This is a genomic window from Magnetospirillum sp. 15-1, assembly GCF_900184795.1.
Taxonomy (GTDB): domain Bacteria; phylum Pseudomonadota; class Alphaproteobacteria; order Rhodospirillales; family Magnetospirillaceae; genus Phaeospirillum.
This window is the reverse complement of record NZ_FXXN01000028.1, coordinates 51,545-75,721: the sequence shown is the minus strand read 5'-3', so window position 1 is coordinate 75,721 and position 24,177 is coordinate 51,545. Positions and strand designations below refer to the sequence as shown.

The 24,177-nt window shown below is 67.3% G+C and carries 26 protein-coding genes and 1 tRNA gene; 22 read left to right on the top strand and 5 right to left on the bottom strand.

Going from position 1 to position 24,177, the window contains the following annotated elements; translation table 11 throughout:
* Positions 1-13 precede the first annotated feature (13 nt).
* From CP958_RS21675 to CP958_RS21640, 8 genes are all read left to right on the top strand, one after another.
* Positions 14-346 (top strand): cytochrome c, encoded by a 333-nt coding sequence (locus tag CP958_RS21675; protein WP_197706437.1) that lies wholly within the window; start codon positions 14-16, stop codon positions 344-346.
* Positions 343-828, top strand: a complete 486-nt coding sequence (locus tag CP958_RS21670) for a hypothetical protein (RefSeq protein WP_096704291.1) — start codon at positions 343-345, stop codon at positions 826-828. The genes CP958_RS21675 and CP958_RS21670 overlap by 4 nt, the downstream gene beginning before the upstream one ends.
* 24 nt (positions 829-852) lie before the next feature.
* Positions 853-2,400: an FAD-binding oxidoreductase gene (locus tag CP958_RS21665; RefSeq protein ID WP_096704290.1), complete on the top strand. Its 1,548-nt coding sequence runs from the start codon at positions 853-855 to the stop codon at positions 2,398-2,400.
* Between the two features lie 16 nt (positions 2,401-2,416).
* Complete coding sequence (locus CP958_RS21660; protein ID WP_096704289.1) at positions 2,417-3,859, top strand: aldehyde dehydrogenase family protein; 1,443 nt, start codon at positions 2,417-2,419, stop codon at positions 3,857-3,859.
* 88 nt (positions 3,860-3,947) lie between these two features.
* Positions 3,948-5,489 (top strand): AMP-binding protein, encoded by a 1,542-nt coding sequence (locus tag CP958_RS21655; RefSeq protein ID WP_096704288.1) that lies wholly within the window; start codon positions 3,948-3,950, stop codon positions 5,487-5,489.
* Between the two features lie 10 nt (positions 5,490-5,499).
* Positions 5,500-5,688 (top strand): hypothetical protein, encoded by a 189-nt coding sequence (locus CP958_RS21650; protein WP_096704984.1) that lies wholly within the window; start codon positions 5,500-5,502, stop codon positions 5,686-5,688.
* A 96-nt stretch (positions 5,689-5,784) separates the two neighbouring features.
* On the top strand, positions 5,785-7,548 hold the full coding sequence (locus CP958_RS21645) for a XylR N-terminal domain-containing protein (RefSeq protein WP_096704287.1): 1,764 nt from the start codon (positions 5,785-5,787) through the stop codon (positions 7,546-7,548).
* Positions 7,545-8,912 (top strand): sigma-54 dependent transcriptional regulator, encoded by a 1,368-nt coding sequence (locus tag CP958_RS21640; protein WP_096704286.1) that lies wholly within the window; start codon positions 7,545-7,547, stop codon positions 8,910-8,912. The genes CP958_RS21645 and CP958_RS21640 overlap by 4 nt, the downstream gene beginning before the upstream one ends.
* Positions 8,913-8,982: 70 nt before the next feature.
* Here the strand turns inward: CP958_RS21640 and CP958_RS21635 are convergent.
* Positions 8,983-9,058, bottom strand: a tRNA-Thr gene (locus CP958_RS21635).
* Between the two features lie 123 nt (positions 9,059-9,181).
* Here CP958_RS21635 and CP958_RS21630 point away from each other — a divergent pair.
* The 6 genes from CP958_RS21630 to CP958_RS21605 all read left to right on the top strand — a co-directional run bounded on the left by CP958_RS21630 (position 9,182) and on the right by CP958_RS21605 (position 13,729).
* Positions 9,182-9,388, top strand: coding sequence for a hypothetical protein (locus CP958_RS21630; protein WP_096704285.1), 207 nt, complete (start codon positions 9,182-9,184; stop codon positions 9,386-9,388).
* Between the two features lie 16 nt (positions 9,389-9,404).
* Positions 9,405-9,959 (top strand): dCTP deaminase, encoded by a 555-nt coding sequence (gene dcd, locus CP958_RS21625; protein ID WP_096704284.1) that lies wholly within the window; start codon positions 9,405-9,407, stop codon positions 9,957-9,959.
* The gene (locus CP958_RS21620; protein ID WP_096704283.1) at positions 9,937-11,490 is read left to right on the top strand and encodes a bifunctional aminoglycoside phosphotransferase/ATP-binding protein; all 1,554 of its coding nucleotides are present in this window, start codon (positions 9,937-9,939) and stop codon (positions 11,488-11,490) included. The genes dcd and CP958_RS21620 overlap by 23 nt, the downstream gene beginning before the upstream one ends.
* 78 nt (positions 11,491-11,568) lie before the next feature.
* Positions 11,569-12,435, top strand: coding sequence for a universal stress protein (locus CP958_RS21615; protein ID WP_096704282.1), 867 nt, complete (start codon positions 11,569-11,571; stop codon positions 12,433-12,435).
* The gene (locus CP958_RS21610) at positions 12,435-13,142 is read left to right on the top strand and encodes an NUDIX hydrolase (protein ID WP_242443059.1); all 708 of its coding nucleotides are present in this window, start codon (positions 12,435-12,437) and stop codon (positions 13,140-13,142) included. Before CP958_RS21615 ends, CP958_RS21610 begins: the two co-directional genes overlap by 1 nt.
* Positions 13,139-13,729, top strand: coding sequence for a histidine phosphatase family protein (locus CP958_RS21605; RefSeq protein WP_096704281.1), 591 nt, complete (start codon positions 13,139-13,141; stop codon positions 13,727-13,729). Before CP958_RS21610 ends, CP958_RS21605 begins: the two co-directional genes overlap by 4 nt.
* Here the strand turns inward: CP958_RS21605 and CP958_RS21600 are convergent.
* Together CP958_RS21600 and CP958_RS21595 are read right to left on the bottom strand one after the other, a co-directional pair.
* A complete protein-coding gene (locus CP958_RS21600; RefSeq protein ID WP_096704280.1) occupies positions 13,713-14,267 on the bottom strand; it encodes a demethoxyubiquinone hydroxylase family protein in 555 nt (184 codons plus the stop codon). The two genes, CP958_RS21605 and CP958_RS21600, sit on opposite strands and share 17 nt — an antisense overlap.
* 2 nt (positions 14,268-14,269) lie before the next feature.
* Positions 14,270-14,743, bottom strand: a complete 474-nt coding sequence (locus tag CP958_RS21595; protein WP_096704279.1) for a disulfide bond formation protein B — start codon at positions 14,741-14,743, stop codon at positions 14,270-14,272.
* 103 nt (positions 14,744-14,846) lie between these two features.
* On the opposite strand from CP958_RS21595, the gene CP958_RS21590 reads away from it, so the two are divergent.
* Together CP958_RS21590 and CP958_RS21585 are read left to right on the top strand one after the other, a co-directional pair.
* Positions 14,847-15,776 (top strand): methylmalonyl Co-A mutase-associated GTPase MeaB, encoded by a 930-nt coding sequence (locus CP958_RS21590; RefSeq protein ID WP_096704278.1) that lies wholly within the window; start codon positions 14,847-14,849, stop codon positions 15,774-15,776.
* 148 nt (positions 15,777-15,924) lie between these two features.
* Complete coding sequence (locus tag CP958_RS21585; RefSeq protein WP_242443058.1) at positions 15,925-17,178, top strand: diguanylate cyclase; 1,254 nt, start codon at positions 15,925-15,927, stop codon at positions 17,176-17,178.
* A 41-nt stretch (positions 17,179-17,219) separates the two neighbouring features.
* Here CP958_RS21585 and CP958_RS21580 read toward each other — a convergent pair whose 3' ends face one another.
* A complete protein-coding gene (locus CP958_RS21580; protein ID WP_096704277.1) occupies positions 17,220-17,546 on the bottom strand; it encodes a DUF1476 domain-containing protein in 327 nt (108 codons plus the stop codon).
* Positions 17,547-17,657: 111 nt separating this feature from the next.
* On the opposite strand from CP958_RS21580, the gene CP958_RS21575 reads away from it, so the two are divergent.
* The 6 genes from CP958_RS21575 (at position 17,658) to CP958_RS27160 (ending at position 22,891) form a co-directional block, all read left to right on the top strand.
* Positions 17,658-18,422, top strand: coding sequence for an NRDE family protein (locus CP958_RS21575; RefSeq protein WP_096704276.1), 765 nt, complete (start codon positions 17,658-17,660; stop codon positions 18,420-18,422).
* A 179-nt stretch (positions 18,423-18,601) separates the two neighbouring features.
* Complete coding sequence (purC, locus tag CP958_RS21570; protein ID WP_096704275.1) at positions 18,602-19,366, top strand: phosphoribosylaminoimidazolesuccinocarboxamide synthase; 765 nt, start codon at positions 18,602-18,604, stop codon at positions 19,364-19,366.
* 241 nt (positions 19,367-19,607) lie between these two features.
* Positions 19,608-19,850: a phosphoribosylformylglycinamidine synthase subunit PurS gene (gene purS / locus CP958_RS21565; RefSeq protein WP_096704274.1), complete on the top strand. Its 243-nt coding sequence runs from the start codon at positions 19,608-19,610 to the stop codon at positions 19,848-19,850.
* A 10-nt stretch (positions 19,851-19,860) separates the two neighbouring features.
* The gene (locus tag CP958_RS21560) at positions 19,861-20,412 is read left to right on the top strand and encodes a hypothetical protein (protein WP_170959066.1); all 552 of its coding nucleotides are present in this window, start codon (positions 19,861-19,863) and stop codon (positions 20,410-20,412) included.
* A gap of 105 nt (positions 20,413-20,517) precedes the next feature.
* A complete protein-coding gene (locus tag CP958_RS21555; RefSeq protein ID WP_141400416.1) occupies positions 20,518-20,715 on the top strand; it encodes a hypothetical protein in 198 nt (65 codons plus the stop codon).
* Positions 20,716-20,860: 145 nt separating this feature from the next.
* Positions 20,861-22,891 (top strand): exonuclease domain-containing protein, encoded by a 2,031-nt coding sequence (locus tag CP958_RS27160; RefSeq protein ID WP_242443056.1) that lies wholly within the window; start codon positions 20,861-20,863, stop codon positions 22,889-22,891.
* A gap of 46 nt (positions 22,892-22,937) precedes the next feature.
* On the opposite strand, the gene CP958_RS21545 is transcribed toward CP958_RS27160, so the two are convergent.
* On the bottom strand, positions 22,938-24,113 hold the full coding sequence (locus CP958_RS21545) for a DUF294 nucleotidyltransferase-like domain-containing protein (protein ID WP_242443054.1): 1,176 nt from the start codon (positions 24,111-24,113) through the stop codon (positions 22,938-22,940).
* Positions 24,114-24,177: the final 64 nt, after the last annotated feature.

Below are 24,177 nucleotides of genomic sequence, written 5' to 3'. Positions count from 1 at the left end.
GGGGAGGTCCCAAGTGAAGAAGAAAAGAAATCAAGCAGCCGTGCTGATCGGCGCGCTCGCCATCGGTCTCGTTGCTTCTGCCGCGACCGGAGATGCCTGGGCGCAAGCCGCCGGGCAGTGGCGCGACGCCCAGCATGTCTATTCGAAGATCTGCGCCAACTGTCACGAGATCGGCGTCGGCCCGGTGATCAAGGGCCGCAACCTCGACCCCGACTATTATCAGAGCGTGGTGCGCCACGGCATGCGGGCCATGCCCGCCTTCCGCCCCACCGACGTGGACGACGCCATGCTGCGGCAGGTGGCCGAGATGCTGTCCAAGAGCCCGGCGACGGGAGGGGCGAAATGAGGCTGTCGCGCCGCGCCGTGCTGGGAGCCGCCCTGGGCGGCGGCACCCTGGCCGCCCTGCGCGGGCTGCCGGCGGCGGCCATGACCGCTCCGGTCTCCGGCGCCACCCTGGTCCTGGCCGATCCGTCGGTGAGCCCAGCCTTCGCCGAGGCGGTCCGCAACTGGACCGGCGGTTCCGTCCGTACCGTGGCCGGTCCCCAGACCCTGGCCGATGCCGCCCGCTGGCTGGCGGCGGCTCCCGGGCGGCGGGTGGTGGGATTGGTCGATGACGCCGACGGCGTGCTGTTCCAGCAAATGGTGCCGCGCGGCCGGGCCACCTGGCTGTCCGCCATTCATCACGCCCCGCGCTCCACCGCCGGAGCGGACTGGGAGATCGCCCTGGGCGACGGCCTGGGCCGCATGGCCGCCGGGCGCGGCACGGGTGGAAGTCCGGATGCGGGCGGCCCGTTGGTGGCCCGGATGTCCTTCGTGGTGGCCGGCTAACCATAAAGAAATCAGGAGAGGAACATGGCCAGCAAGTATGTCGCCCTGCCCAAGGGCGTTTCGGAAAAGAACTTCGACGCCGCCATCCGCGAATACCGCGAGATTCTGGGCGCCGCCAACGTCTTCACCGATGCCGAGCATCTGGTGTCCTACAACAAGATCATGATTCCCGACAGCAACGACAACCACCAGCCGTCGGCGGCCATCTGCCCGGCCTCGACCGAGGAAGTCCAGCGCTGCGTGGCGGTGTGCAACAAGTACAAGGTGCCGGTGTGGCCGATCTCGACGGGCCGCAACCTGGGCTACGGCTCGGCGGCGCCCGGCTCGCGCGGGCAGGTGGTCATGGACCTGCGCCGCATGAACAAGATCATCGAGGTGGACGCCGATCTGGGGACCGCCCTGGTCGAGCCCGGCGTCACCTTCCAGCAACTCTATGACTACCTGCAGGACAACAAGATTCCGCTGTGGCTGTCGTGCCCGGCGCCGTCCTCCATCGCCGGCCCGCTGGGCAACGCCGCCGATCGCGGCGTCGGCTACACGCCCTATGGCGAGCACTTCATGTTCTCGTGCGGCATGGAAGTGGTGATGCCCACCGGCGAGGTGCTGAAGACCGGCATGGGCGGGCTGCCCAACTCCAACACCGCCCAGGTGTTCAAGTGGGGCTACGGCCCCTATCTGGACGGCATCTTCACCCAGTCCAATTACGGCATCATCACCAAGATGGGCTTCTGGCTGATGCCGGCCCCGCCCGCCTTCAAGCCCTACGTCATCCGTTATCCGGAAGAGACCGACATCGTCGACATCGTCGAGACGCTGCGGCCGCTGCGCATGGCCATGGTCATCCCCAACGCGGTGGTGATCGTCCATGCCCTGTGGGAGCTGGGCTCGTTCCTCAAGCGCGCCGATTACTACAACGGCCCCGGCTCCATCCCCGATTCCGTGGTCAAGGAGATGGTGAAGAAGCACAAGGTCGGCATGTGGAACGTCTATTGCGGCCTGTACGGCACGCCCGAGCAGAACGAGGTCAACTGGAACATCATCCAGCATGTGGTCAAGTCGTCGGGCAAGGGTGAACTGCTGACCGCCGAGCAGGTGGGCGACGATCCGGTCTTCAAGTACCGCGCCGACCTGATGCAGGGCAAGATGAACACCGCCGAGTTCGGCCTCTACAACTGGCGGGGCGGCGGCGGTTCGGCGTGGTTCGCCCCGGTCAGTCAGGCGCGCGGCAGCGAGACGCTGAAGCAGATGGATATGACCAAGCGCATCCTGGGCAAGTACGGCTTCGACTACGTCTCGGAGTTCATCGTCGGCTGGCGCGACATGCACCATATCGTCGATCTGCTCTACGACCGCACCGACCCGGCCCAGATGCAGGCGGCTCATGCCTGTTTCGAGGAGCTGCTGACCGAGTTCTCCAAGCACGGCTACGGCACCTACCGCGTCAACACCGCCTTCATGGACAAGGTCGCCGACACCTACGGCCCGGTGAAGAAGGAGGTCAACCGCAAGATCAAGCGGGCGCTGGACCCCAACGGTATCATCGCGCCGGGCAAGTCCGGCATCTGGAACTAAGGGAGGAACAGGAATCATGAAGGAATACAAGCTGTTCATCGGCGGCGAGTGGGTTGCCTCGTCGGGCAACACCGTCGCCGACAACATCGACCCGGCCACCGGCAAGGCCTTCGCCCGCGTGCACCAGGCCGGGCTGGCCGATCTGGAGAAGGCGGTGGCCGCCGCCCATGCCGCGTCCAAGGAATGGGGCAACACGCTGGCCAACCAGCGCGAGGCCATCCTGATCAAGGCCGCCGACGTGCTGGCCGGGCGCATTCCGGAAATCGCCGAGGTGCTGCGCTACGAATCCGGTTCGACCTTCGGCAAGTCCATGTTCGAGGTGTCGTTCTGCGTCAACCTGCTGCGCAGCGCGGCGGGCGAATGCCGGCGCATCTTCGGCGAGACCATGCCGTCCGACTCCCCCGGCCTGTTCTCCATGAGCGTGCGCCGGCCGCTGGGCGTCATCGCCGGCATCGCGCCCTACAACTTCCCCTTCCTGCTGGCCTTCAAGAAGGTCGCCATGGCCCTGGCGGCGGGTAACGCCTTCGTGCTGAAGCCGGCGGGCTATACCCCCATCTCGGGCCTGATGATCGCCGAGGTGATGGAGGCCGCCGGCCTGCCCAAGGGCGTGCTGAACGTCATTCCCGGCCCCGGCGGCAAGCTGGGCGACGCCCTGATCGCCGATCCCCGGGTCAAGATGGTGACCTTCACCGGTTCCACCGAGGTGGGCCGCCACATCGGCGAGATGGCCGCCAGGCACTTCAAGAAGTGCACCCTGGAAATGGGCGGCAAGAGCCCGCTGATCGTGCTCAAGGACGCCGATATCCCCTATGCGGTGGATGCCGCCTGCTTCGGCATCTTCCTGCACCAGGGCCAGGTCTGCATGGTCAATTCCCGCATCATCGTGGAAGAGCCCGTCTTCGACGCCTTCTGCTCGGCCTTCACCGCCAAGGTCCGCACTCTGCAGGTGGGCGATCCCCACCATCCCCACACCGTCATCGGCCCGCTGATCAATCAGGGCCAGTGCGCGGTAGTGCAAAAGCACGTGGACGACGCGGTATCCAAGGGCGCCCGCCTGCTCAACGGCGGCAAGTCCGACGGCGCCTTCTACGAGCCGACGGTGCTGGCCGGGGTCACCGACGACATGGTGGTCTACCGCGACGAGACCTTCGGACCGCTGGTCTCCATCATCCGCGCCAAGGATTCCGAGGAAGCCCTGGAGATCGCCAACGACAGCAATTACGGCCTGTCGTCGGCGGTGATCACCAACGACCTGCAGAAGGCCATGGATCTGGCCTTGCGCCTTGAAGCCGGAGCCGTCCACCTCAACGACTGCACCATCTACGACGAGCCGCACGTGCCCTTCGGCGGCATCAAGGAAAGCGGCATGGGCCGCGAGGGTGGCAAGTGGTCCATGGAGGAGATGACCGAGATCAAGTGGATCACCATCCAGATGGGCAAGCGCCACTTCCCGTTCTGAGCCGTCATCCTTCCCGGCTCATACTGGGCCGGATCGCATTGTCCCCGCTTCGCGATCCGGCCAATTTTCTCCCCAGGACGGCTCCGACATGACCGAATGCAATCGCCGCAAAAGCCCGCTCAACAACGCCAGCGAACAGATCGCCGGCTGGCAGGAGGCCGCCGGCCTGGGCGGTAAGGCCGCCATCCTGGCCGCCGAGCGCACCGTTACCTTCTCGCAACTGGCGGAGAGCATCAACCGGGTCGGCAACGGCCTGCTGGCCGGCGGTGTGCGGCCCGGCGACCGGGTGATCCTGCTGATGGCCGACACGCCCGAACTGGTCGCCGCCTATCTGGCGGTGATGAAGATCGGCGCGGTGGCCATCGCGCTCAACACGCGGGGCAGCTCCGGCGATATCGGCCACGCCATGGAAGACAGCGGCTGCGCCGCCCTGCTGACCGATCACGGCCTGCGTTCCCTGTTCGAATCCGCCCTGGAGCGCACCGATTACCGTCCGCCCCTGGTGGTGGACGACGTGGCCGCTTTCGCCGACGGCTATTCCGGTGAACTGACGGCCCATGCGGTGCTGCCCACCGACCATGCCTTCATGATCTATACCTCGGGCACCACCGGCGCCGCCAAGGGCGCCATCCACCGTCACGGCGACGTGGAGATCGGCGACCTGCACCTGCGGCAGAATTTCGGCGTCGCTCCCGGCGACCGGGTGTTCTCCACTTCCAAGCTGTTTTTCGCCTACGCCCTGGGCCACAGCCTGATCGGCGCACTGAAATGCGGCGCCACGGTGATCCTGCACGATGGCTGGCCCGACGCCGAGGCGGTGGCCCAGGTGGTCGAGCGCCACGCGCCGACCATCCTGCTCAGCGTACCCACCCTCTACCGCAACTTGCTGCGCAGCGACGTGGTCGGCCGCCCGGCCTTCCGCCGCATCCGCCACTTCGTCTCGGCCGGGGAGCGGCTGCCGGAATCGGTGTTCTCGGAATGGCTCCAGGCCACCGGCCAGCCCATCCTGGAGGGAATCGGCACCAGCGAGATCGTCTTCCTCGCCATCGCCAACACGCCTTCGGCCTATCGCATGGGCTCATCGGGCCGCCCCCAGCCCTGGGCCAGGGTCAAGCTGCTGGACGAGGACGGCAAGCCGGTGCGCGAGCCCGGCCGCACCGGCATCCTGTGGCTGAAGATGGCCTCGGTGGCCGCCGGCTACTGGAACCGCCCCGACAAGACCGCCGAGGCCTTCCAGAAGGGCTGGTACCGTACCGGCGACGTCTTTTCCGTGGATGCCGAGGGCTGGTGGGAGCATCACGGGCGCGGCGACGACATGCTGAAGATCTCCGGCCAGTGGGTCAGCCCGGCCGAGATCGAGGAGCACGCCCTGAAGCTGCCGGGCATCGCCGAGGTGGCCGCCGTGGGGGTGACCAACCAGGACGGGCTGGTGCGCCTGGGCCTTGCCGTGGTCCGCGCCGATTTCGCTCCGGGGACCGAGGTGCTGGAGGCCAATCTGCGCCAGCATTTCGAGCGCAGCCTGTCCATCTACAAATGTCCGCGCCGCATCCGCTTCGTCGACGAGATGCCGCGCACCGTCACCGGCAAGCTGCAGCGTTTCCGGGTGCGCGACCTGTTCGCGCCGGAATAGGGAGGTGGCCGTGGACTATACCTGGGAAGAGATCGACCAGATGGCGGATATCCTCGAGGCCGAGATCGCCGGCGGCCGCTTCGATCCCCCCGCTGCCCGCAATCTGGCGCTGCGGGTGGCGGAGTTGTGTCCGGACATCCGCGCCAGCATGAATTTGATTGCGGTTCGGATGATGGAGCATGTTGAATCGACCAAGTAGGCCAGTGTAGAAACGACAAATCACGCGCCGAAAAACGATGCGCGGAAAAATAAGAATAATGTTTTTGGGAGGAACTATGAGGTGCAACCTCGGGATATGATGTTGCCCGATCTGGTCAGCTTTGATCCGGATCGTGGCTTGATTTCATTTTGTGGACGCCGTGCGGTGTTGGTCCAGGCCGACGCCATGGGAGCCTTGCGCAAGGAGTTGATCGACACCCTGGGCGTCGACATCGCCAAGGTGATCCTGACCCGCTTCGGCTATAGCTGCGGCCAGAGTGACGCACGGCACCTGCACGCCCTGATGGGCGACGATGCCGTATCGGAATTCGTCCTGGCCGGGCCGAAGCTGCACATGCTCGAAGGCGTGGTGTGCGTCGAGACCCATGCCCTGCTCATCGATCCGGAAACCGGCCATTACGACATGGCCGGGGTGTGGAAGAACTCGTACGAGGCGGAACAGCACGTGCGGTTGTTCGGGCCATCCTCCGATCCGGTGTGCTGGACGGTGTCGGGCTATGCCTCGGGCTTCTCGTCGGTGGCCTTCGACACGCCGATGATCTGCATCGAGGACCAATGCGTGGGGCGCGGCCATGCCGAATGCTCGTGGCGCCTGATCTCGGCCGATATCTGCGGCCCCGAGCACGACGAGCATCGCCGCCTGTTCATGCCGCTCAATCTGCAGCAGCACATCAACCTGCTGGAGCAGAAGGTGCAGCAGCGCACCGCTGATCTGGCCGCCTCGGAATCCCGCTACCGCGATCTGGTGGACAACCTGTCGGAGATCGTCTTCAGCCTGGACGGCAATGGCCAGCTGGTTCACCTCAACCGGGCCGGGCGCCGCCGTCTGGGCCTGTCGGCCGACGGCGAGATGGTGCCGCTGGCCCGCCTGATGACCATGCCCCACCGCCGCCGTCTGGCCCGCTTCCTGCGTCAGGTGGGCGACAGCGGGTCCGAGGGCCGTATCGAGACCGCCTTGCGCAGCCTGCACGGCGAGGAAATTCCCGCCCAGATGCAGATCAGCCCGGTGATGGACGGCGAGCGGCTGGCCGGCTATCGCGGTCTGGCCATCGACATCTCCCAGCGTCAGGCCCGCGAGCGCAAGCTGACCGAATACGCCTCCAGCCTGGAAAGCCAGTTGGCCCAGGCCACCCGTCTGGCCGGGCTGGGGCAGTTCGCCTCGGGCATCGCCCACGAGATCAACAACCCCATGGGGCTGATCTCGGCCTATGCCGAGGATCTGCTCGACACCATCGGCGATGGCGGCGGCGGGGAGGCGGTCGACGTCGAGCGTCTGCGCCGTGGGCTGGCGACCATCCAGGAACAGGCCTACCGCTGCAAGTACATCACCCAGAACGTGCTGTCCTTCGCCCGCGATCAGGTGGTCAACCTGGAGCCCACCAACCTGGGCGCCCTGGTGCGCGACAAGGTGGCCTTCTTCAGCGACCGGGCCGGGGGGGCTTCCCTCGACATCCGCCTGACCATCAACGACGACCTGCCGCCGGTCCGCACCGATCCCAGCCTGATCGGCCAGGTGCTGCTCAATCTGCTGAAGAATGCCGTCGAGGCGACGGAATCCAATGGCCGCCTCATGGTGTCGCTGGGCCGTTTCCGCAGCCGTATCCGCCTGGAAGTAGCCGATGACGGGCCGGGGCTGGCGCCGGAGATCATGGAAAAGGTCTTCGATCCGTTTTTCACCACCAAGGAGCCCGATAGGGGAACCGGCCTCGGCCTGTCCATCTGCTACGGCATCGTCCGCTCCCTGGGGGGGACCATCACCTGCGGCAACCGCCCGGCCGGGGGGGCCTGGTTCCGCGTGTCGCTGCCAATAATTGCACCCGAGGGGAGTGTCGAGCGATGACGGACGCCCGCTTGCTCATCGTCGACGATGAGCCGCATTACCGCCAACTGCTCAGCGAGCGGCTGAGCCGCCGGGGCTGGGCGACCTTCACCGCCGCCAATGCCCAGGAGGCGCTGGCCATCGCCGAGACGGTGGGCGTCGACGTCGCCCTGGTGGACATCATGATGGCCGGCATGGACGGCCTGACCCTGTTCGAGCATCTGCGGCGCATGGACCCGGCCATCGAGGGCATCATCCTGACCGGCCACGCCAACGTGGATACCGCCATCAAGGCCATGAAGCTGGGCGCCTTCGACTACCTGTCCAAGCCCTACAAGCTGAGCGAGCTGGAAATCGTGGTGGACCGCGCCTTCGAGCGTCGCCGCCTCAATCACCGCTGCGCCGGACTGGTCGCCCAGGTGGAGCATCTGCGCGGGCGCGGCATCGACCGCATGGTGGGCGAGAGCCAGCCCTGGCTGAGCACCATCAATCTGGCCCGCAAGGCGGCGGCCCAGGACGCTCCGGTGCTGATCACCGGCGAAAGCGGCTCGGGCAAGGAGGTGATCGCGGCCGCCCTCCACCAGTGGAGCCAGCGCGCCGGCAACGTCTTCGTGCCCATCAATTGCGGGGCGCTGCCCGACAACCTGCTGGAAAGCGAGCTGTTCGGCCACCGCCGCGGCGCCTTCACCGGGGCCATGGCCGACAAGGAGGGGCTGTTCCAGGTGGCCTCCAGCGGCACCTTGTTCCTGGACGAGATCGGCGAGTTGCAGCCCAGCGGCCAGGCCAAGCTGCTGCGGGTCATGGAGACCGGCGAGTTCCGTCCCCTGGGCCAGACGGCGCTGCGGCGCACCGAGACCCGGGTGGTGGCGGCCACCAACCGCGACCTCAAGGCCGAGGTCAAGGCCGGGCGGTTCCGCGAGGACCTCTACTACCGCCTCAACGTCCTGACCATCAAGGTGCCGCCGCTCAGGGAGCGCCGCTCCGATATCCCGCTGCTGATCGCCCATCTGATGGCCCGCAGTCAGGCCCAGATCTGCGATATCGAGCCCGCCGCCATGGCCCGCCTGGTGGATTATTCCTGGCCGGGCAACGTCCGCGAGCTGCGCAACGTCATCGAACGCATGCTGATGCTGGTGGAGGGGCCGCGCGTCACCGAAAATCTCGTCACCTCGCTGATCAGCGAGCCGACCGACCGGGGGCGCAGTGCCGGCTCGCCCCGCTTCGACCACATGATGAGCCTGGACGAGATGGACCGCGCCTATGTCCGCTGGGTGCTGGCCCAATGCGACGGCAACATCAGCACGGCGGCCAAGAAGCTGAAAATCTCCCGCTCGACCCTCTACCGCTATGTGGAACCGGAAAACGGAGCGACCGGAACGGGCTGACCCGAGGGGGAACCCGCAAAGGCGGTGTCCCGGAAAGGCGAAAGGCCTCAGGTTTCCCTGAGGCCTTTCATGGTGCTGCCGAATGGAATCGAACCATCGACCTTACCCTTACCAAGGGTATGCTCTACCGACTGAGCTACGGCAGCAATTTCAAGGAGCGGCGGGCCACCCCGTGAAGAGGGGCGCTTTATGCCACACTCGATATGCCGACGCAAGCGTCTTTCCGGGGCTCTTGACGCGCTTTTCTCCAGGGGCCAAAACTGGCGGCCATGAATGATGATTCCAACCCGAAATTCTCGGCCAGGGGCCATGCCGAGGCCGCCGCCCGCCAGCGCCGCCAGGCCGAGGCTCTGCGTGCCAATCTGGCCCGGCGCAAGGCCCAGGGGCGCGCCCGCGCCGAGGGCGAGACGGACGGTGACGGCGGGGGCGAGCCTTGCCCCGTCCCGGACCCTGGAGTACAAGACAGCGAGAGTTGAAAAGGGGGAGCGCCTCATGTCCGTCATGCCCGACACCTGGATTCGCGAGATGGCCACGACGAAGGGCATGATCGAGCCCTTCACCGAGAAGCTGCAGCGCGAAGGCGTCATCTCCTACGGCCTGTCCTCCTACGGCTACGACGCCCGCGTCAGCCGCGAATTCAAAATCTTCACCAACGTGGATTCGGCGGTGGTAGATCCCAAGTCCTTCGCGCCCAACAGTCTGGTCGACCGCGAAACCGACGTCTGCGTCATTCCGCCCAACAGCTTCGCCCTGGCCCGTACCGTGGAGTATTTCCGCATCCCCCGCGACGTGCTGGTGATCTGCCTGGGCAAGTCGACCTATGCCCGCTGCGGCATCATCGTCAACGTGACGCCGCTGGAGCCCGAGTGGGAGGGCCACGTCACCTTGGAATTCTCCAACACCACGCCGCTGCCCGCCAAGATCTACGCTAACGAGGGTGCCTGCCAGTTCATCTTCCTCAAGGGCGATTCGGTGTGCGAGACCTCGTACGGCGACCGGTCGGGCAAGTATCAGGGGCAGCAGGGTGTCACCCTGCCCAGGCTCTAGCCCCTCGGAGGCCGAGGCCTTCCTGGCCGACCCGCGCAGCCATGGCGGCCGGGCGGTGGAGCGTATCGACACCCATATCTCGACCCTGTTCCTGGCCGGCGACCGCGTCTTCAAGCTGAAGAAGCCGGTGCGCCTGCCGTTCCTCGACTTCTCCACCCTGGCGGCGCGCCGGAAAGCCTGCGAGGCCGAACTGGAGATCAACCGCCGCGCCACCCCCGACCTCTATCTTGGTGTCCGCGCGCTGACCCGTGCCTCCGGCGGCGGGCTGGAACTGGACGGCAAGGGTGAGGCGGTGGATTGGGCGGTGGAGATGCGCCGCTTCGACCAGGATACCCTGTTCGACCGGCTGGTCCGGCGGGGGGAACTGGACCGCGAGCGCTGCAACGCCCTGACCGAGGCCATCGCCGATTTCCACCGCGTGGCGCCGATACGCAGAGACCGGGGTGGGCGGGCCGGGCTGGACTGGACCGTCGCCACCAACCGTCTGTCCATGCTGGCCCATGCTCAGGGGCAAGGAGGGGCGCCCGCCATCCTGCCGGTGGACGAGGTGGAGGAGCTGGCCCGGCTCTCCTTCGCCGCCCTGGAACGCTTTGCCCCCCGGCTGGAGGCGCGGCGGGCGGCGGGTTTGGTGCGCCAGTGCCACGGCGACCTGCACCTGGGGAACATCTGCCTGTGGCAGGGGCGGCCGGCGCTGTTCGATGCCATCGAATTCTCCGAGGATATCGCCTGCATCGACGTGATCTACGATCTGGCCTTTTTGCTGATGGACCTGGACCATCGCGGAGCGCGGCGGCAGGCCAACTGGGTGATGAACCACTACCTGGACCTAACCGCCGATTTCGCCGGCATCGCCCCCATGCCGCTCTATCTGTCGGCCAGGGCCGGGGTGCGCGCCCATGTGTGCGCCACCATGGCGGCGGGGGCGAGTGGCGAGGCGGGGGAGAGGCTGGTCGGCGACGCCCGCTCGTATCTGGCCGCCGCGCGGCGCTATCTCGCGCCGCCTTCTCCCCGGCTGCTGGCGGTGGGGGGGCTTTCGGGCAGCGGCAAGTCGCGCATGGGCCGCGAACTGGCCCCCTTCCTGGCGGTGCCCGGCGCGGCGGTGGTGCGCAGCGATTCACTGCGCAAGCACCTGATGGGCGTCCCCATCCACGAGAAGCTCGGCCCCGACGGCTATGCGCCCGAGGTGACGGAGCGGACCTATGAGCGGCTCTACGACACCTGCGCCGCCCTGCTGGCCGACGGCCATTCGGCGGTGGCCGACGCGGTGTTCGCCCGGCCCGAGCAGCGCGAGGCCATCGAGCGGGTGGCCAAGGCGGCGGGGGTGCGTTTCGACGGCCTGTGGCTGGAGGCCCCGGCCGAATTGTCCAAGCTCCGTATCGCCGGACGCAAGGCCAACGTCTCCGACGCCACGCCCCAGGTGCTGGAGCGGCAACTGTCCTACGATCTGGGGGCCATCACCTGGACGCGCATCGATTCCTCGCCGCCCAAGGACGTGACCCTGGCGGCCGGCAGGGTCGCGCTGGGAGTATAGCCCTCGTCGGAGTCTGCAGATTTCCAACCCACCGGATCGGGCGCATAATATCCGGATGTCGTGACAAGGAGAGCCGTCATGTCCGCCTTCAAATCCATTCTCGTCCCGGTCGAGGACGAGCTGTCCGCCGCCCTTCCGCTGGACACCGCCTTGCGTCTGGCCGGGCGTTTCTCGGGCCATGTGACGGGATTGCACGTGCGCAGCGACCCCACCAACGCGGTGCCGCTGGTGGGCGAGGGAATGTCGGGGGCCATGGTCGAGGAGATGATCGGCATCGCCGAGACCCAGGCCGCCCAACGCGCCAAGCTGGCGCGGACCGCCTTCGACGCCGCCCTGGCCCGCAACGGCGCGCCGCTGGCCGACGCGCCGCCGGTCGACGGCCTGTCCGCCGAGTGGGTCGAGGTGGTCGGGCGCGAGGAGGACGTGGTCACCTGGCGCGGCCGGGTCTCCGACCTGGTGGTGTTCGGCCATCCCGGCGGCGAGGCCGAGGTGGCGGCCAAGATCACCCTGAACACCGCGCTGATGGCCTGTGGCCGTCCGCTGCTGCTGTGCCCGGCCGATCCGGCTCCGCTGCCCGGCACCAATGTGTGTATCGCCTGGAACGGCAGCGCCGAGGCCGCCCGTGCCGTGGCCTTCGCCATGCCCTTCCTGAGGGGGGCGGCATCGGTGACCATCCTGACCGTGGCCGAGCATGCCGGCGGTCCCGCCCCTGCCGGAGAGCTGGAGAGCTATCTGGCCTGGAACGGCATCGCCGCGACCACCACCGTCATCCACGCCCCCAACTCCCATGCCGGCGAGGAATTGCTGGGGCAGGTCCGCAAGACCGGCGCCGACCTGCTGGTCATGGGGGCCTACACCCATTCGCGCCTGCGCCAGCTGATCATGGGCGGCGTCACCCGCCACGTCATCTCCCACGCGCCGCTGCACGTGCTGATGTGCCATTGATGGGATTGGAGGGATCGCGGCGGCGGGCCGATTACCGCCGCTATCGTGACCTGATGGCGACCCGGCCGGAGCTGTTTCACCGGCCGGGGGACGGCGTCGCCATCCTGCTCGACGAGGCGGACATTGCCGCCGCCTCGAGGGTGGTGGAGCGGCGCAACCGGGCCAAGGGCCTGCCGCCCGCCTCGGCCTCGGTGGGCGTCCTGGCCGAGGATGCCTATATTCTGGCCCTGCGCGATGCGGTGCGTTTTCCCGACGGTTCGCTCGGCACCCACAATCGGGTGGTCTACGTCAACAATGCCGGGGGGGTGGCGGTGTTGCCGCTGTTCGAGGGACGGATCGTCCTGCTGCGGGTCTTCCGTCATGCCATCGGCCGGTTCCTGCTGGAAATTCCCCGTGGTTCGGTCGAGGTGGGGGATGGGCTGGAGGAAACCGTGCTGCGCGAGGTCGCCGAGGAGACCGGCGGCCGGGCCTCCGGCGCCATCCATCTGGGCCGGACGTTCTGCGACACCTCGCTGTCCAATGCCCGCCTCGACTATTTCCTGGCGGAACTGTCGGGAGTGGGAGAACCGCAATTGTCCGAGGGCATCTTCGACATCGTCCAGGTGACGCCGGCCCGCTTCGTCGGGATGGTGGCCGAGGGCGGCGTGGAGGACGCCCACGCCATCAACGCCTTCTACATGGCCCGGTTGAAAGGGTTGTTGCCGTGACCATCTATCTCGTCCGCCACGGCCAGTCCGAGGGCAATCGCGACCGGGTATTGTCGGGCGTCAGCGATCATCCGCTGACCGAGCTGGGGCGTGCCCAGGCGCAAGAGGCCGGCCGCGCCCTGTACGGGCTGCGTTTCGCCCATGTGCTGACGTCCCGCCTGTCGCGGGCGGTGGACACCTGCGACCTGCTGCTGGAGGCCGCCCAGGCGCGGGTGGTCGGCCGCCGAAGGGGCCTGGAGCGGCTGAACGAGCGGAATTTCGGCGTGTTCGAGGGTGTGGCCGACGACGAGGCGGCCCTGGCGGCCGATCCGGTCCGCCGCCAGGTGGCCTTCGACGTGGCGTTCCGGCCCCAAGGCGGCGAGTCCATGCTGGATTGCCTGGAGCGCTCCGTCACCTGCTTCGAGGCCGACATCCTGCCCCTGGCGGCGGATGGTCATGTGCTGGTGGTATCCCACGGCAACGTGGTGCGCTCGCTGGCGCTGCATCACCTGGGCTGGCCGGTGGAGATGCTGCCCGAAATGCCGTCGCGCAACGGCCTGATCACCCGGATCGAACCGGCCGGGTGGCGGGTCAGATCCGCTCGCTGAGCCAGATGGCCAGACGGCAGCCGCCCTTGATGGTCGCCGACAGCAGGGGATAGGCCGGAGCCTGCTCGGCGCCGTGCTCCAGCCCGATGTCGCGGTGCTCGATCTCCTCGTCGCGGAACCTGAGGATGGTCTCCTTCAGCGCCGCCTCGTCCTCGCCCAATTGCTGGGCCTGACGGGCGTAGTGCTCGTCGATGGTCTCCTCCACCGCCACGGTGCAGGCCATGGCCGCCTTCTCGCCCAGCAGGGCGGTACCGGCCCCGAGCGCGAAGCCGGCCAGATGCCACAGCGGCGACAGGACGGTCGGCCGGGTGCGGCGCTCGGCGATCAGACGGTTGAAGGCGTCCAGATGTTCCTGTTCCTGCTCTGCCATACGCTTGAGCAGTGGAGCGGCCTTACCCCCCTTGCGGCCGAGGATCGCCCTCTGTCCCTCATAGATGCGCACGGCGCCCAACTCACCCGCCTGATTGACCCGCAGGAAGCGGTCGATCAGGCCGGCATGGTCCAGGTCGCCGGGAATGCGTTTATCCGCGGTCTTCATGGCTAGGCCTCCGAACGCTTCACCGCCCACAGAATACCCAGGCCCAGCAGGGCCGAGAACGGTACGTTGAGGGCGGCCATGGTGATGCCGTGGAATGACCAGGCCGGAGAATCGCACTGGGCTTCCGCCGGCTTGCTCATCTCGGCCAGCAGGTCGGCCACCGCCACGGCGCCTTGCTGACCGCCGGAACAGACCGCCGAGGCCCACCAATGCTGCTCCACGCCCACGTGATACACGGCGATGCCGCCGTTGATCAGCAGGGCAGTGCCGGCGAGGCGCAGCAGCAGGGCGGCGGGCTGGCCGTCCCTCAGCGCCAGCAGGCCGAGCAGGGCGGCCAGGACGAACGGCACCCGCTGGATCAGGCACAGATTGCAGGGACGCAGGCCGAACCCGTACTGGGCGACCAGGGCGACAGCCAGGGAGGCCAGGCAGATGCCGGCCACCGAGAGGGCGATGGGGCGGGACGCGGTCTTCATTGCACCGCACTATAGGCCCGAGCGCCGCGCTTGACCACCCTCTCGGGGACGAACACAATTGCCGCGAATTTTGGCGCCGCCGCCTCTGGCGAAAGGACCGATCGTGACCCTTGACGACATCCGGGCGGGCGGTAAGGCCGCCCTGGCCCGTGCCCTGGCCGAACTGGAGCGTTTTCCCGACGCGCCCGCCACCGTGGCCCTGCTGGACAGCGCCTATGCCGAACCGCGCGCCCACGTGGTGGGCATGACCGGGCCGCCAGGCGTCGGCAAGTCCACCTTGATGAACGCCCTGATCGGCGGCTGGCGCGCCGATGGGCGCACGGTGGGCTGCATCGCCGTCGATCCTTCGTCGCGGCGCTCGGGCGGCGCTCTGCTGGGGGATCGCACCCGGCTGACCACCGATCCCGAGGATCAGGGCATCTTCGTGCGTTCCATGGCGGCCCGTGACCGCCTGGGCGGGCTGGCGGCGCTGACCGTTTCGGCCATGGTGCTGATGCGGGCGCTTTACGACGTGGTGCTGATCGAGACGGTCGGTGTGGGCCAGAGCGAAACCGACGTGGTCGGCGTGGCCGATACCGTGCTGTTCTGCGTCCAGCCGGGTTCGGGCGATTCGCTGCAGTTCATGAAGGCCGGCATCGCCGAGATTCCCCATGTGGTGGTGGTCACCAAGGCCGACATGGGCGCGGCGGCGGTCCGTGCCCGCGCCGATGTGCAGGGAGCCCTGGGTCTGGGCGGCGGCGGCGATCACGAGGGCTGGGAGACGCCGGTGCTGATGGTCTCCTCCGCCCGGCGCGAGGGGATGGACTCCCTGGTCGCCGCCATCGACGCCCATGCCGGCTGGCTGGGAGAGGGGGGGCGTCTGGCCGCCGCCCGCCACGCCCAGGCCGAGGCCTGGCTGGAGGAGGCGGTGCGCGAGCGCTTCGGCCGCGAAGGCGTGCGCCGGGCTGGCGACCTTTCCCTGCGGATGGGGGCGTCGCCCTTCGCCCGGCTCGCGGAATTGTCGGTACGGTTGGGTTTCGACTCTAAAGGTTGATTAAAATCACCGATTATCCTCGCAGATATTGACAACCCCCCTCCATTCGACGGACCATCACCAGACTATTGTCGTGGGGGAAAACGTGCCCTCGTCCGTTGTTGCCGGGGCTGGGAAGGTGGTTGCGGATCACGAGCTGCTCGAGCTCGTGTCGGCGCTCGTTTGCGTCCTGCGCCAGGGCAATGTGGTCTTCATCAATCAGGCCGGCGTCAGGGTCCTCGGGCTGGGTTCGCAGGCCGATGCCGTGGGCATGGCCTTCGTCGAATTCGTCGAGACCGACTACCGCTTCCTGGTGGAGGCCGGCTGGGAATTGCTGGCCGAGGAAGAGTTCCTGCCGCTGAAGCTGATGCGTCGCGACGGCACCCTGTTCGAGGCGGAAATCCGGGTCCGATTGATTCCCGGACCCGAGGAGAGCTTCCTGGTCGAGGCCCGCGACATCTCGAAATTCGTCAAGTCGGCCGAGGCGCTGCGCGAGCGCGAGGAGCGGCTGCAGGGGGTGCTGGCCTCGGTGGCCGAAGGCATCATCACCGTGGACGAGCGCGGCATCATCGAGACCGCCAACCCGGCCGCCGACCGCATGTTCGGCTATGGCAAGGGCAAGCTGGTCGGCCAGCACATCGGTGTGATGATGGGCTCGGAGCTGCGGGAGCAGCATCAGGAGCTGTTCGCCCAGTACATGGCCGGTTCCGCCAAGCTGATGGGCCGGTCGGTGGAAAGCCTGGGGCACCGGGCCGACGGGTCCCATTTCCCCATGGAAATCTCGGTGAGCGAACTGCGTTACGGCAAGGGGCGGCTGTTCACCGGTATCCTGCGCGACATCTCCGAGCGCAAGGAGAACGAGGAGCGCATCAAGCGCCTGGCCCATCACGACACCCTGACCGGGCTGCCCAACCGCAATCTGCTCAACGACCGCATCAGCCACGCTTTGGCCCGTGTGCGCCGCCACGGCGGCCGGATGGCGGTGCTTTATGTGGACCTGGACAAGTTCAAGCCCATCAACGACACCCTGGGCCACGAAGCCGGCGACGCCGTCCTGCGCGAAGTGGCGCGGCGACTGAACAATTGCGTCCGCAGTTCCGATACCGTGTCCCGGGTCGGCGGCGACGAATTCGTGGTGGTGGTCGAGGAGATCGGCCGCCCCGGCGAGGCGGCCATGGTGGCGCGCAAGATCATCGAGACCCTGGGCACTCCCATTCCCTACGAGGGGCACGATTGTCACGTGGGGGCGTCCATCGGCATCGCGGTGTTTCCCGATGACGGCAACACCATGGACGAGGTCAGCAAGGCGGCCGACGTGGCCATGTACCGGGTCAAGCACTCGGGCCGCAACGGCTATTGCTTCTATTCCGACTCGGTGCCGGTCGACGAGATCGATCTGGCCGAGGCTCCGGCCGGCGGCTGAGGGCCGCGGCGGACGAGGTGTGGATCGAAAGCCTGTCGGAATCAGGCCTTCATCTCGGTGATCATCTGCTCGCGCGCCACTTCCAGCAGCACCGCCATCTGATGGCGGATGGTGTGCTCGTCCAGCGCCACGCCGCTGGCGATGAAGTCGCGGGCAATCTTGTGCCCGGCATCGCGGTCGGTGGCGTCGAATTCCACGTCGACCACCGACAGGGCATAGGTCTTGGCGGCGTCGCCGGAAATCCCCATCTGCTCGGCGGCCCATAGGCCCAGAAGCTTGTCGCGGCGGATCTTCGCCTTGAATTCCTGTTCCTGATCCAGCCGATACTTGGCTTCGAAGGCTTTTTCGCGATCGTCGAAGGCAGTCATGGCGCGCCGCGTTCCGTATCCTTTGTGACAACTGGCGTCCAGCAGATGAAATCTGCGGACGCAAGGCGTGTTATAACGGGCGAAAGCGCCGCTAGAAACGGATTTTTGCGCATGTGCACTCTTGTTTTGCTTCGCCGCCCCGGTCACGACTGGCCGCTGATCGTCGCCGCCAATCGCGACGAGATGAACACCCGGCCGTGGAAGCCGCCGGGCCGCTGGTGGGATGACCGCCCCGAGGTGGTGGCCGGGCTGGACGAGCTGGCCGGCGGCACCTGGCTGGGCGTCAACGATACCGGCGTGATGGCCGCCATCCTCAACCGCATCGGTACCTTGGGGCCGGCGCCGGGCAAGCGGTCGCGGGGCGAACTGGTGCTGGAGGCCCTGGAGCATGCCGATGCCGCCGACGCTGCCCAGGCCCTGGCCGAGCTGAACGGCGATTCCTACCGGTCCTTCAACATGGTGGTGGCCGACAATCGCGACGCCTTTTGGGTGCGGGCCGATGGCCGCCGGGTCGAGGTCCATCCCATCGCCCCGGGATTGCACATGCTGAGCGCCCTGGACCTGGACGACCGCGCCAGCCCGCGCATCGCCGCCTATCTCGACCGCTTCGGCGCGGTGGCCGCGCCCATGCCCGATCCGTCCCATGCGGAGGGGGGCGACTGGGCGGCATGGCAGACCCTGATGGCCGACACCGGCGGCTGCGGCCCCGATGGCGAGGAGACGCCCGCCATGTGCTTTCTCCGCCCTGACGGTTTCGGCACGGTATCGGCCTCGCTGATCGCCCTGCCGGCGCCGTCCCTGGCGGAAACGGGACGGGTCTGGCGCTTCGCCGCCGGACGGCCCGATCAGGTGGGGTACTCTTCCGTCGAGGGGTGAAGGGCGCGCGGGCCTCCCGCGTTACCGCTTCGTTTCATTGTTTCCCGGAACCGAGCCTGCTATACCAAGCTCGAACCGGGTGACGGACTCGTCCGCCGCCCCTTCGCCGTCCGTGCGTTTCCTCCATCCGACCTCCGTGGGGGGATGTGCCGCGGGCGCCATTGATTTGGATTTTTTCCATGGCAAGACGCAGACAGATTTACGAGGGCAAGGCCAAGGTCCTGTTCGAAGGACCCGAGCCCGGCACCTTGGTCCAATACTTCAAGGATGATGCCACCGCCTTCAACAACCAGAAGCGCGGCACCATCACCGGTAAGGGGGTCCTGAACAACCGCATCTCCGAGTACCTGATGCTGCGCCTGGGCGAGATCGGGGTTCCCACCCATTTCGTCCGCCGTCTGAACATGCGCGAGCAACTGGTGCGCGAGGTGGAGATCATCCCGCTCGAGGTGGTGGTGCGCAACGTGGCCGCCGGCTCGCTGGCCCAGCGCTTCGGCCTGTCCGAGGGCACGCCGCTGCCCCGCTGCATCGTCGAGTGGTACTTCAAGTCCGACGCGCTGAACGACCCCATGGTGTCGGAAGAGCACATCACCGCCTTCGGCTGGGCCACCACCCAGGACCTGGACGAGATGATGTCGCTGGCCCTGCGCATCAACGACTTCCTGTGCGGCCTGTTCCTGGGGGTCGGCATCCGGCTGGTGGACTTCAAGATCGAGTTCGGGCGCCTGTACAACGGCGACGACATGCAGATCGTCCTGGCCGACGAGATCAGCCCCGATTCCTGCCGCCTGTGGGACATCCGTACCGGCGACAAGATGGACAAGGACCGCTTCCGCCGCGATCTCGGCGGTGTGGAGGAAGCCTATCAGGAAGTGGCCCGCCGCCTCGGCATCCTGCCCGAGGGCGGTCCCCGCGACCTGAAGGGCCCCGCACTGATGCAATGAGGCCCCCGATGGCGTTTGGCCCTTCAGGTCGCTATACCGATATGGAAGCCTGCAAAGCAGGCGGCGACCTGAAGGGCCCCGCACTGATGCAATGAGGCCCCCGATGGCGTTTGGCCCTTCAGGTCGCTATACCGATATGGAAGCCTGCAAAGCAGGCGGCGACCTGAAGGACCCCGCGCCGATGCAGTAGGGGCACTCGCCTCTTTTACGTTCCCACTCGTCAAGAAACGGAAAGACCGACGTGAAAGCCAAAGTCCACATCACCCTCAAGAACGGCGTTCTCGATCCCCAGGGCAAGGCGGTGCAGCACGCGCTCGGCTCGCTCGGCTTCGGCGGCGTCAACGACGTGCGTCAGGGCAAGTACATCGAACTCGATCTGGCCGAGACCGACCGGGCCAAGGCCAAGGACGCGGTGGAACGCATGTGCAAGGGGTTGCTGGCCAACACCGTGATCGAGAACTACGCCATCGAATTGGTGGATTGAGCCGAGCGTGGTGGTGCGGCCGCTTATCATCGGAGTGTTGCTCGGCCTGGCCGCGGCTTCTGCCGTTCCGGCCTGGGCCGAGGACCCCGTGGCCCGGACTCAGCCCCTGAAGACCGAATTCTTCGAAGACATCGTCGATGGTATCGGCGATGTCCTCGGAGTCCTGGTCGGCCCGCCCATTTCCAGCCCGTCCCCTTATCTCAACACCCCTGGGGCGGTGCTGCCCGAAAACCAGCCGAATGCCCCCGCGCCGGAGAAGGCGGCCGCGCCGGTCGCCGTTCCGGTTCAGCCTCAGGCCGCCGCTCCCATCGTGGTGCAGTCGCCGGTCGCTGCCCCGGCTCTGCCGCCGCCCGTTCCCGCTCCGGTGGTCAAGGCGGTGGCACCGCCGCCGGCACCACCTCCGGCCGTTCCCGCCCCGCCGCCGCCGCGCCCCGCCGCTCCGGTGGTGGCCGCTCCCGCCGCCGCGCCGCCGCCGGTTGCCGTGGCGGCACCGGCCTGTGCCGTGCGGGTCGCCGCCACCGCCACGCTGGAGCAGATGCGCCGTCTGCCCAAGTGCCCGTAGCCGTTCTTATTTCGGCCACAATGCGGTCCAAAGACCGCCATCAAGCTCTGTCATGATGTTTTTCATGGCTCCTCCCTCCATGGAGGGGCGTTCATGGAGAGCGAAATGGCTTACCCCCTGTTCGATAGTGGCTACACCCTGTGGGCCGCCGACCTGGAAACCCGTCTGAAGGACCAGTTGGGGAGTTCGGCACGCGCTCTGGGGATCGACCCGCGTCTGCTGCTGCAGAGCTATTATTCCGGCTACACGGTTCCCGCCGCCCTGGCCCTGCTTGCCTCCCGCTATCCCGCCGCCGGCCTCTGATCTCCCGGTCCTTCGGGGCCGCTCCTTCCGCCACCTTTCGTGATTTTGCCGCCAGTCGACCCACATCCGGGGTTGACTGGCGACGCCGGGCACGGCGTCATACTGCAAAAGACTAAAATATAAGAACGGTGGAGGAGGGGTGTCCGTGGCGGTCAAGTGGCGTGGCCCGTTTCCGTGGCTCGCGGCGGCGTTTGCCGCCGATGTCGGAGTAACCGCCGCGGCAGGATATTTCCTGTCCCAGGGCGTGGTGGATCGCGAGGAATTGACCGCGCTGGTGATGGTATCGCTGGCCGGCGCCACGGTGATGTTCGCCGTGTCGTGGAAGGCCATCGACTTCCTGGTGGTCCGTTCCATCAAGAAGATGGCGGCCGAGGTGCGCGCCATCGCCTACGGCACCGGCGGACGCGACCGTGTCGACCCCGAGCGCTATTTCATGATCGCGCCGCTGCCCGACGCGGTGAACGAGGTCTGCTCGCGCATGGTCAAGGCCCGCGCCGAGTTGTCCGAGGGGCTGTCCGCCGCCACCCGCAAGTCGGAAGAGAACTCCAACCGGCTGGCCGCCATCCTCAACGACCTGCACGAGGGCGTGGTGGTGTGCAATCAGCGCCACCAGATGGTGCTTTATAATCAGGTGGCTTTCGACATGCTGCGCGAAACGGCGGAGCTGGGGCTGGGGCGCTCGCTGTTCGAGACCATCGCCCGCGAGCCGGTGATGCATATGATGGACATCCTCGGCAATCGCGGCGGCGCCGTCGAGGGCGGGCTGCCGTTCCTGGCCGGCACCAACGACGACCGCATGCTGCTTCAGGGGCGCATGACCCTGATCCGCAACGACGAGGGGGCGGTGACCGGCTACGTGGTCACCCTGGTGGATGCCGGTCCGCAACTGGCCGCCCTGGCCGGGCGCGAGGCGCTGCTGCGCGAGGTGGCCGAGGACGTGGAGATGCCGCTGCGGCGCATGCTGCTCTCGGCCGGGGATTCCCATACCATCCGCCACGAATGCGCGGTGATCTCCGAAGCCATCAAGCGGGTGACCAAGGGGTATCACGCCATGCTGGCCGGCTGGTGGCCCATGGCCGACATCAATTCCACCGAGCTGCTGTCTTTCGTCGCCACGCGTCTGGGCGAAGGAATGGGTGCGACCGTCATCGGCCTGCCGGTCTGGCTGCACGGTGATTCCCATTCCCTGGTGATGGCCATCGAATCGCTGATCTGGCGCGTGGCCGACCGCAGCGGCGCCACCCAGTTCGATCTGTCGGGCGGCGCCGACGAGGCGGGCGCCTGGGTGGAGTTCGCCTGGGACGGCGACGTGGTCGAACAGGCCCAACTGGACCGCTGGCTGGCCCAGCCGCTGGTGGCGCTGGGCGGCATGACCGTCAAGGACGTGCTGGAGCACCATGCCGGCATCGACCTGATCCGTGACCGTCGCGAGGGCGGCGGCGCGGTGCGCATTCCCATGCGCAAGGGCGTGGAGCAGCACGGCCACGGCCGCCAGGTGCTGCCCGGCCGCCCCGAGTTCTACGACATGACCCTGCTGGAGCAGTCGCGCGATACCGGCGCCATGGGCTCGCGGCCGCTGAAGTCGCTGACCTTCGTGGTCTTCGACACCGAGACCACCGGCCTGCATCCCTCCCAGGGCGACCAGATCGTCTCCATCGCCGGGGTGCGCATCGTCAACGGCCGCATCCTGTCGGGAGAGAGCTTCAACCGCATCGTCAATCCCGGCCGGCCCATTCCGGCGGAATCCATCCGCTATCACGGCATCACCGACGAGATGGTGGTGGACAAGCCGCCGGCCGACGTGGTGCTGCCCCAGTTCCGCTCCTATGTGGCCGATGCCGTGCTGGTGGCCCACAACGCCGCCTTCGACCTCAAGTTCCTGCGCATGCGCGAGAAGCAGATGGGGATTCGGTTCGACAGTCCGGTGCTGGACACCATGATCTTGTCCAACTTCCTGGACGGGCCGGAAGCCGGGCATTCCCTCGACGATATCTGCGAGCGCTACGGCATCGAGATCACCGACCGCCATACGGCGCTGGGCGATTCCATGGTCACTGCGGCGGTGCTGCTGCGCCAGATCGAGGCCCTGGAGGGACGGGGCATCCATACCCTGGACGAGGCGGTCAAGACGCTCGACATCGCCATGATCCTGCATGAGCGGCAGCGCGTCTTGTAGGTCTATTGGGCTGCCGCCCAAACCCGCCCGGGGCGGGAGCCCCGCTTTATCCGCCGACGCCGCAGACGAACTTCAACGTCTTGATGCGGCGGAACGCCCATTTCAGGCGCGAGCGGGTGCGCTTGTCGAAGCGCTTGGGGTCGATCTTGGCCGAGGCCGGAATCTGCTGGGCGATGTCGGCCAGTTGCTGTTCCAGCATGACGCGCAGGACGATCTCGCGCACCTCGACGAAGTCGCGCAGGTCGTCCTCGTGCAGCACGCCGGCATCCTTCAGCGCCGCGAAGCGCTCGTCGGTGCCGGTGGCCGTGATATGGCCGCGGATGGCCCGCATGCGCGCCGCGCTGACCAGGGGCAGCAGGCCGAACTTCTTGGCGTTGAGGCGGCCCTGTTTGGTGACGAAATTACCGAACAGGCCGATGGAGCCGTCCATGCCCGCCACGTTCTGGGCGAGGTAGCGCAGGAAGAACGCCGATTGCGCGGCCTTCTCCATGGCCATGTGGCGCAGTTTCTCGGCCAGGGCGCGGTCGCCCCACACCGGCTGGAAGTCAAAGAAGATGTCGCAATACATCACGGTCTGGTTCTCGACCGAGAAGACCCAGCCGTGAACCTCGTCGCGCCACTCTTCCAGGCTCTTGCGCCACTTGGACTCGCGGGCCATGACGTTGCCGTCGCAGAACGGAATGCCGGCCTTGTTCAAGGTCTCATTCAGCCGCTTGCCCAGTTCGGCGAACCAGGGATCGTCGGATTGCTTGCCGTCATGGACGATGGCGTTGTCCTGGTCGAAGGCCAGCAGGCTTTCGCCGCGCCCGCCAGAACCCAGGATCAGCACGGCGTAGCGGGCCGGGGCGGGGCCCCAGCCGTCGTCGAGCAGCGATTGCTCGGCCAGTTCCGAGGCCCGTGCCGTGAGGTCGCGCAGCACCAGGGCGATGACCGAGGCGATGTTGCGCGCCGTCACCCCTTCGCCCAGCAGCCCCTTGGCCAGCTTGGGCAGGTTGGTCATCACCGCCTTCATCTCATCGGGATTGGCGGCGCTTTCCGCCGAATCGCCCAGCACCAGCGCCTCGGTGGCGCGGACCTTGAGGAGCGCCCGGCCGGTGATCATGCCCAACGGCCGCTCGTCGCCATCCACCACCACCAGATGCCTGAGGCCGAGGCGCGTCATGCGCGCCAGCGCCACATAGACATAGGCGTCGGCCGACACGGTGGCCACCGGCTTGGTCATGGTCTGGCGCCAGGGTCTGTTCCAGACCGGCCGGGCCGTTGGTGGACAGGATGCGCAGCAGGTC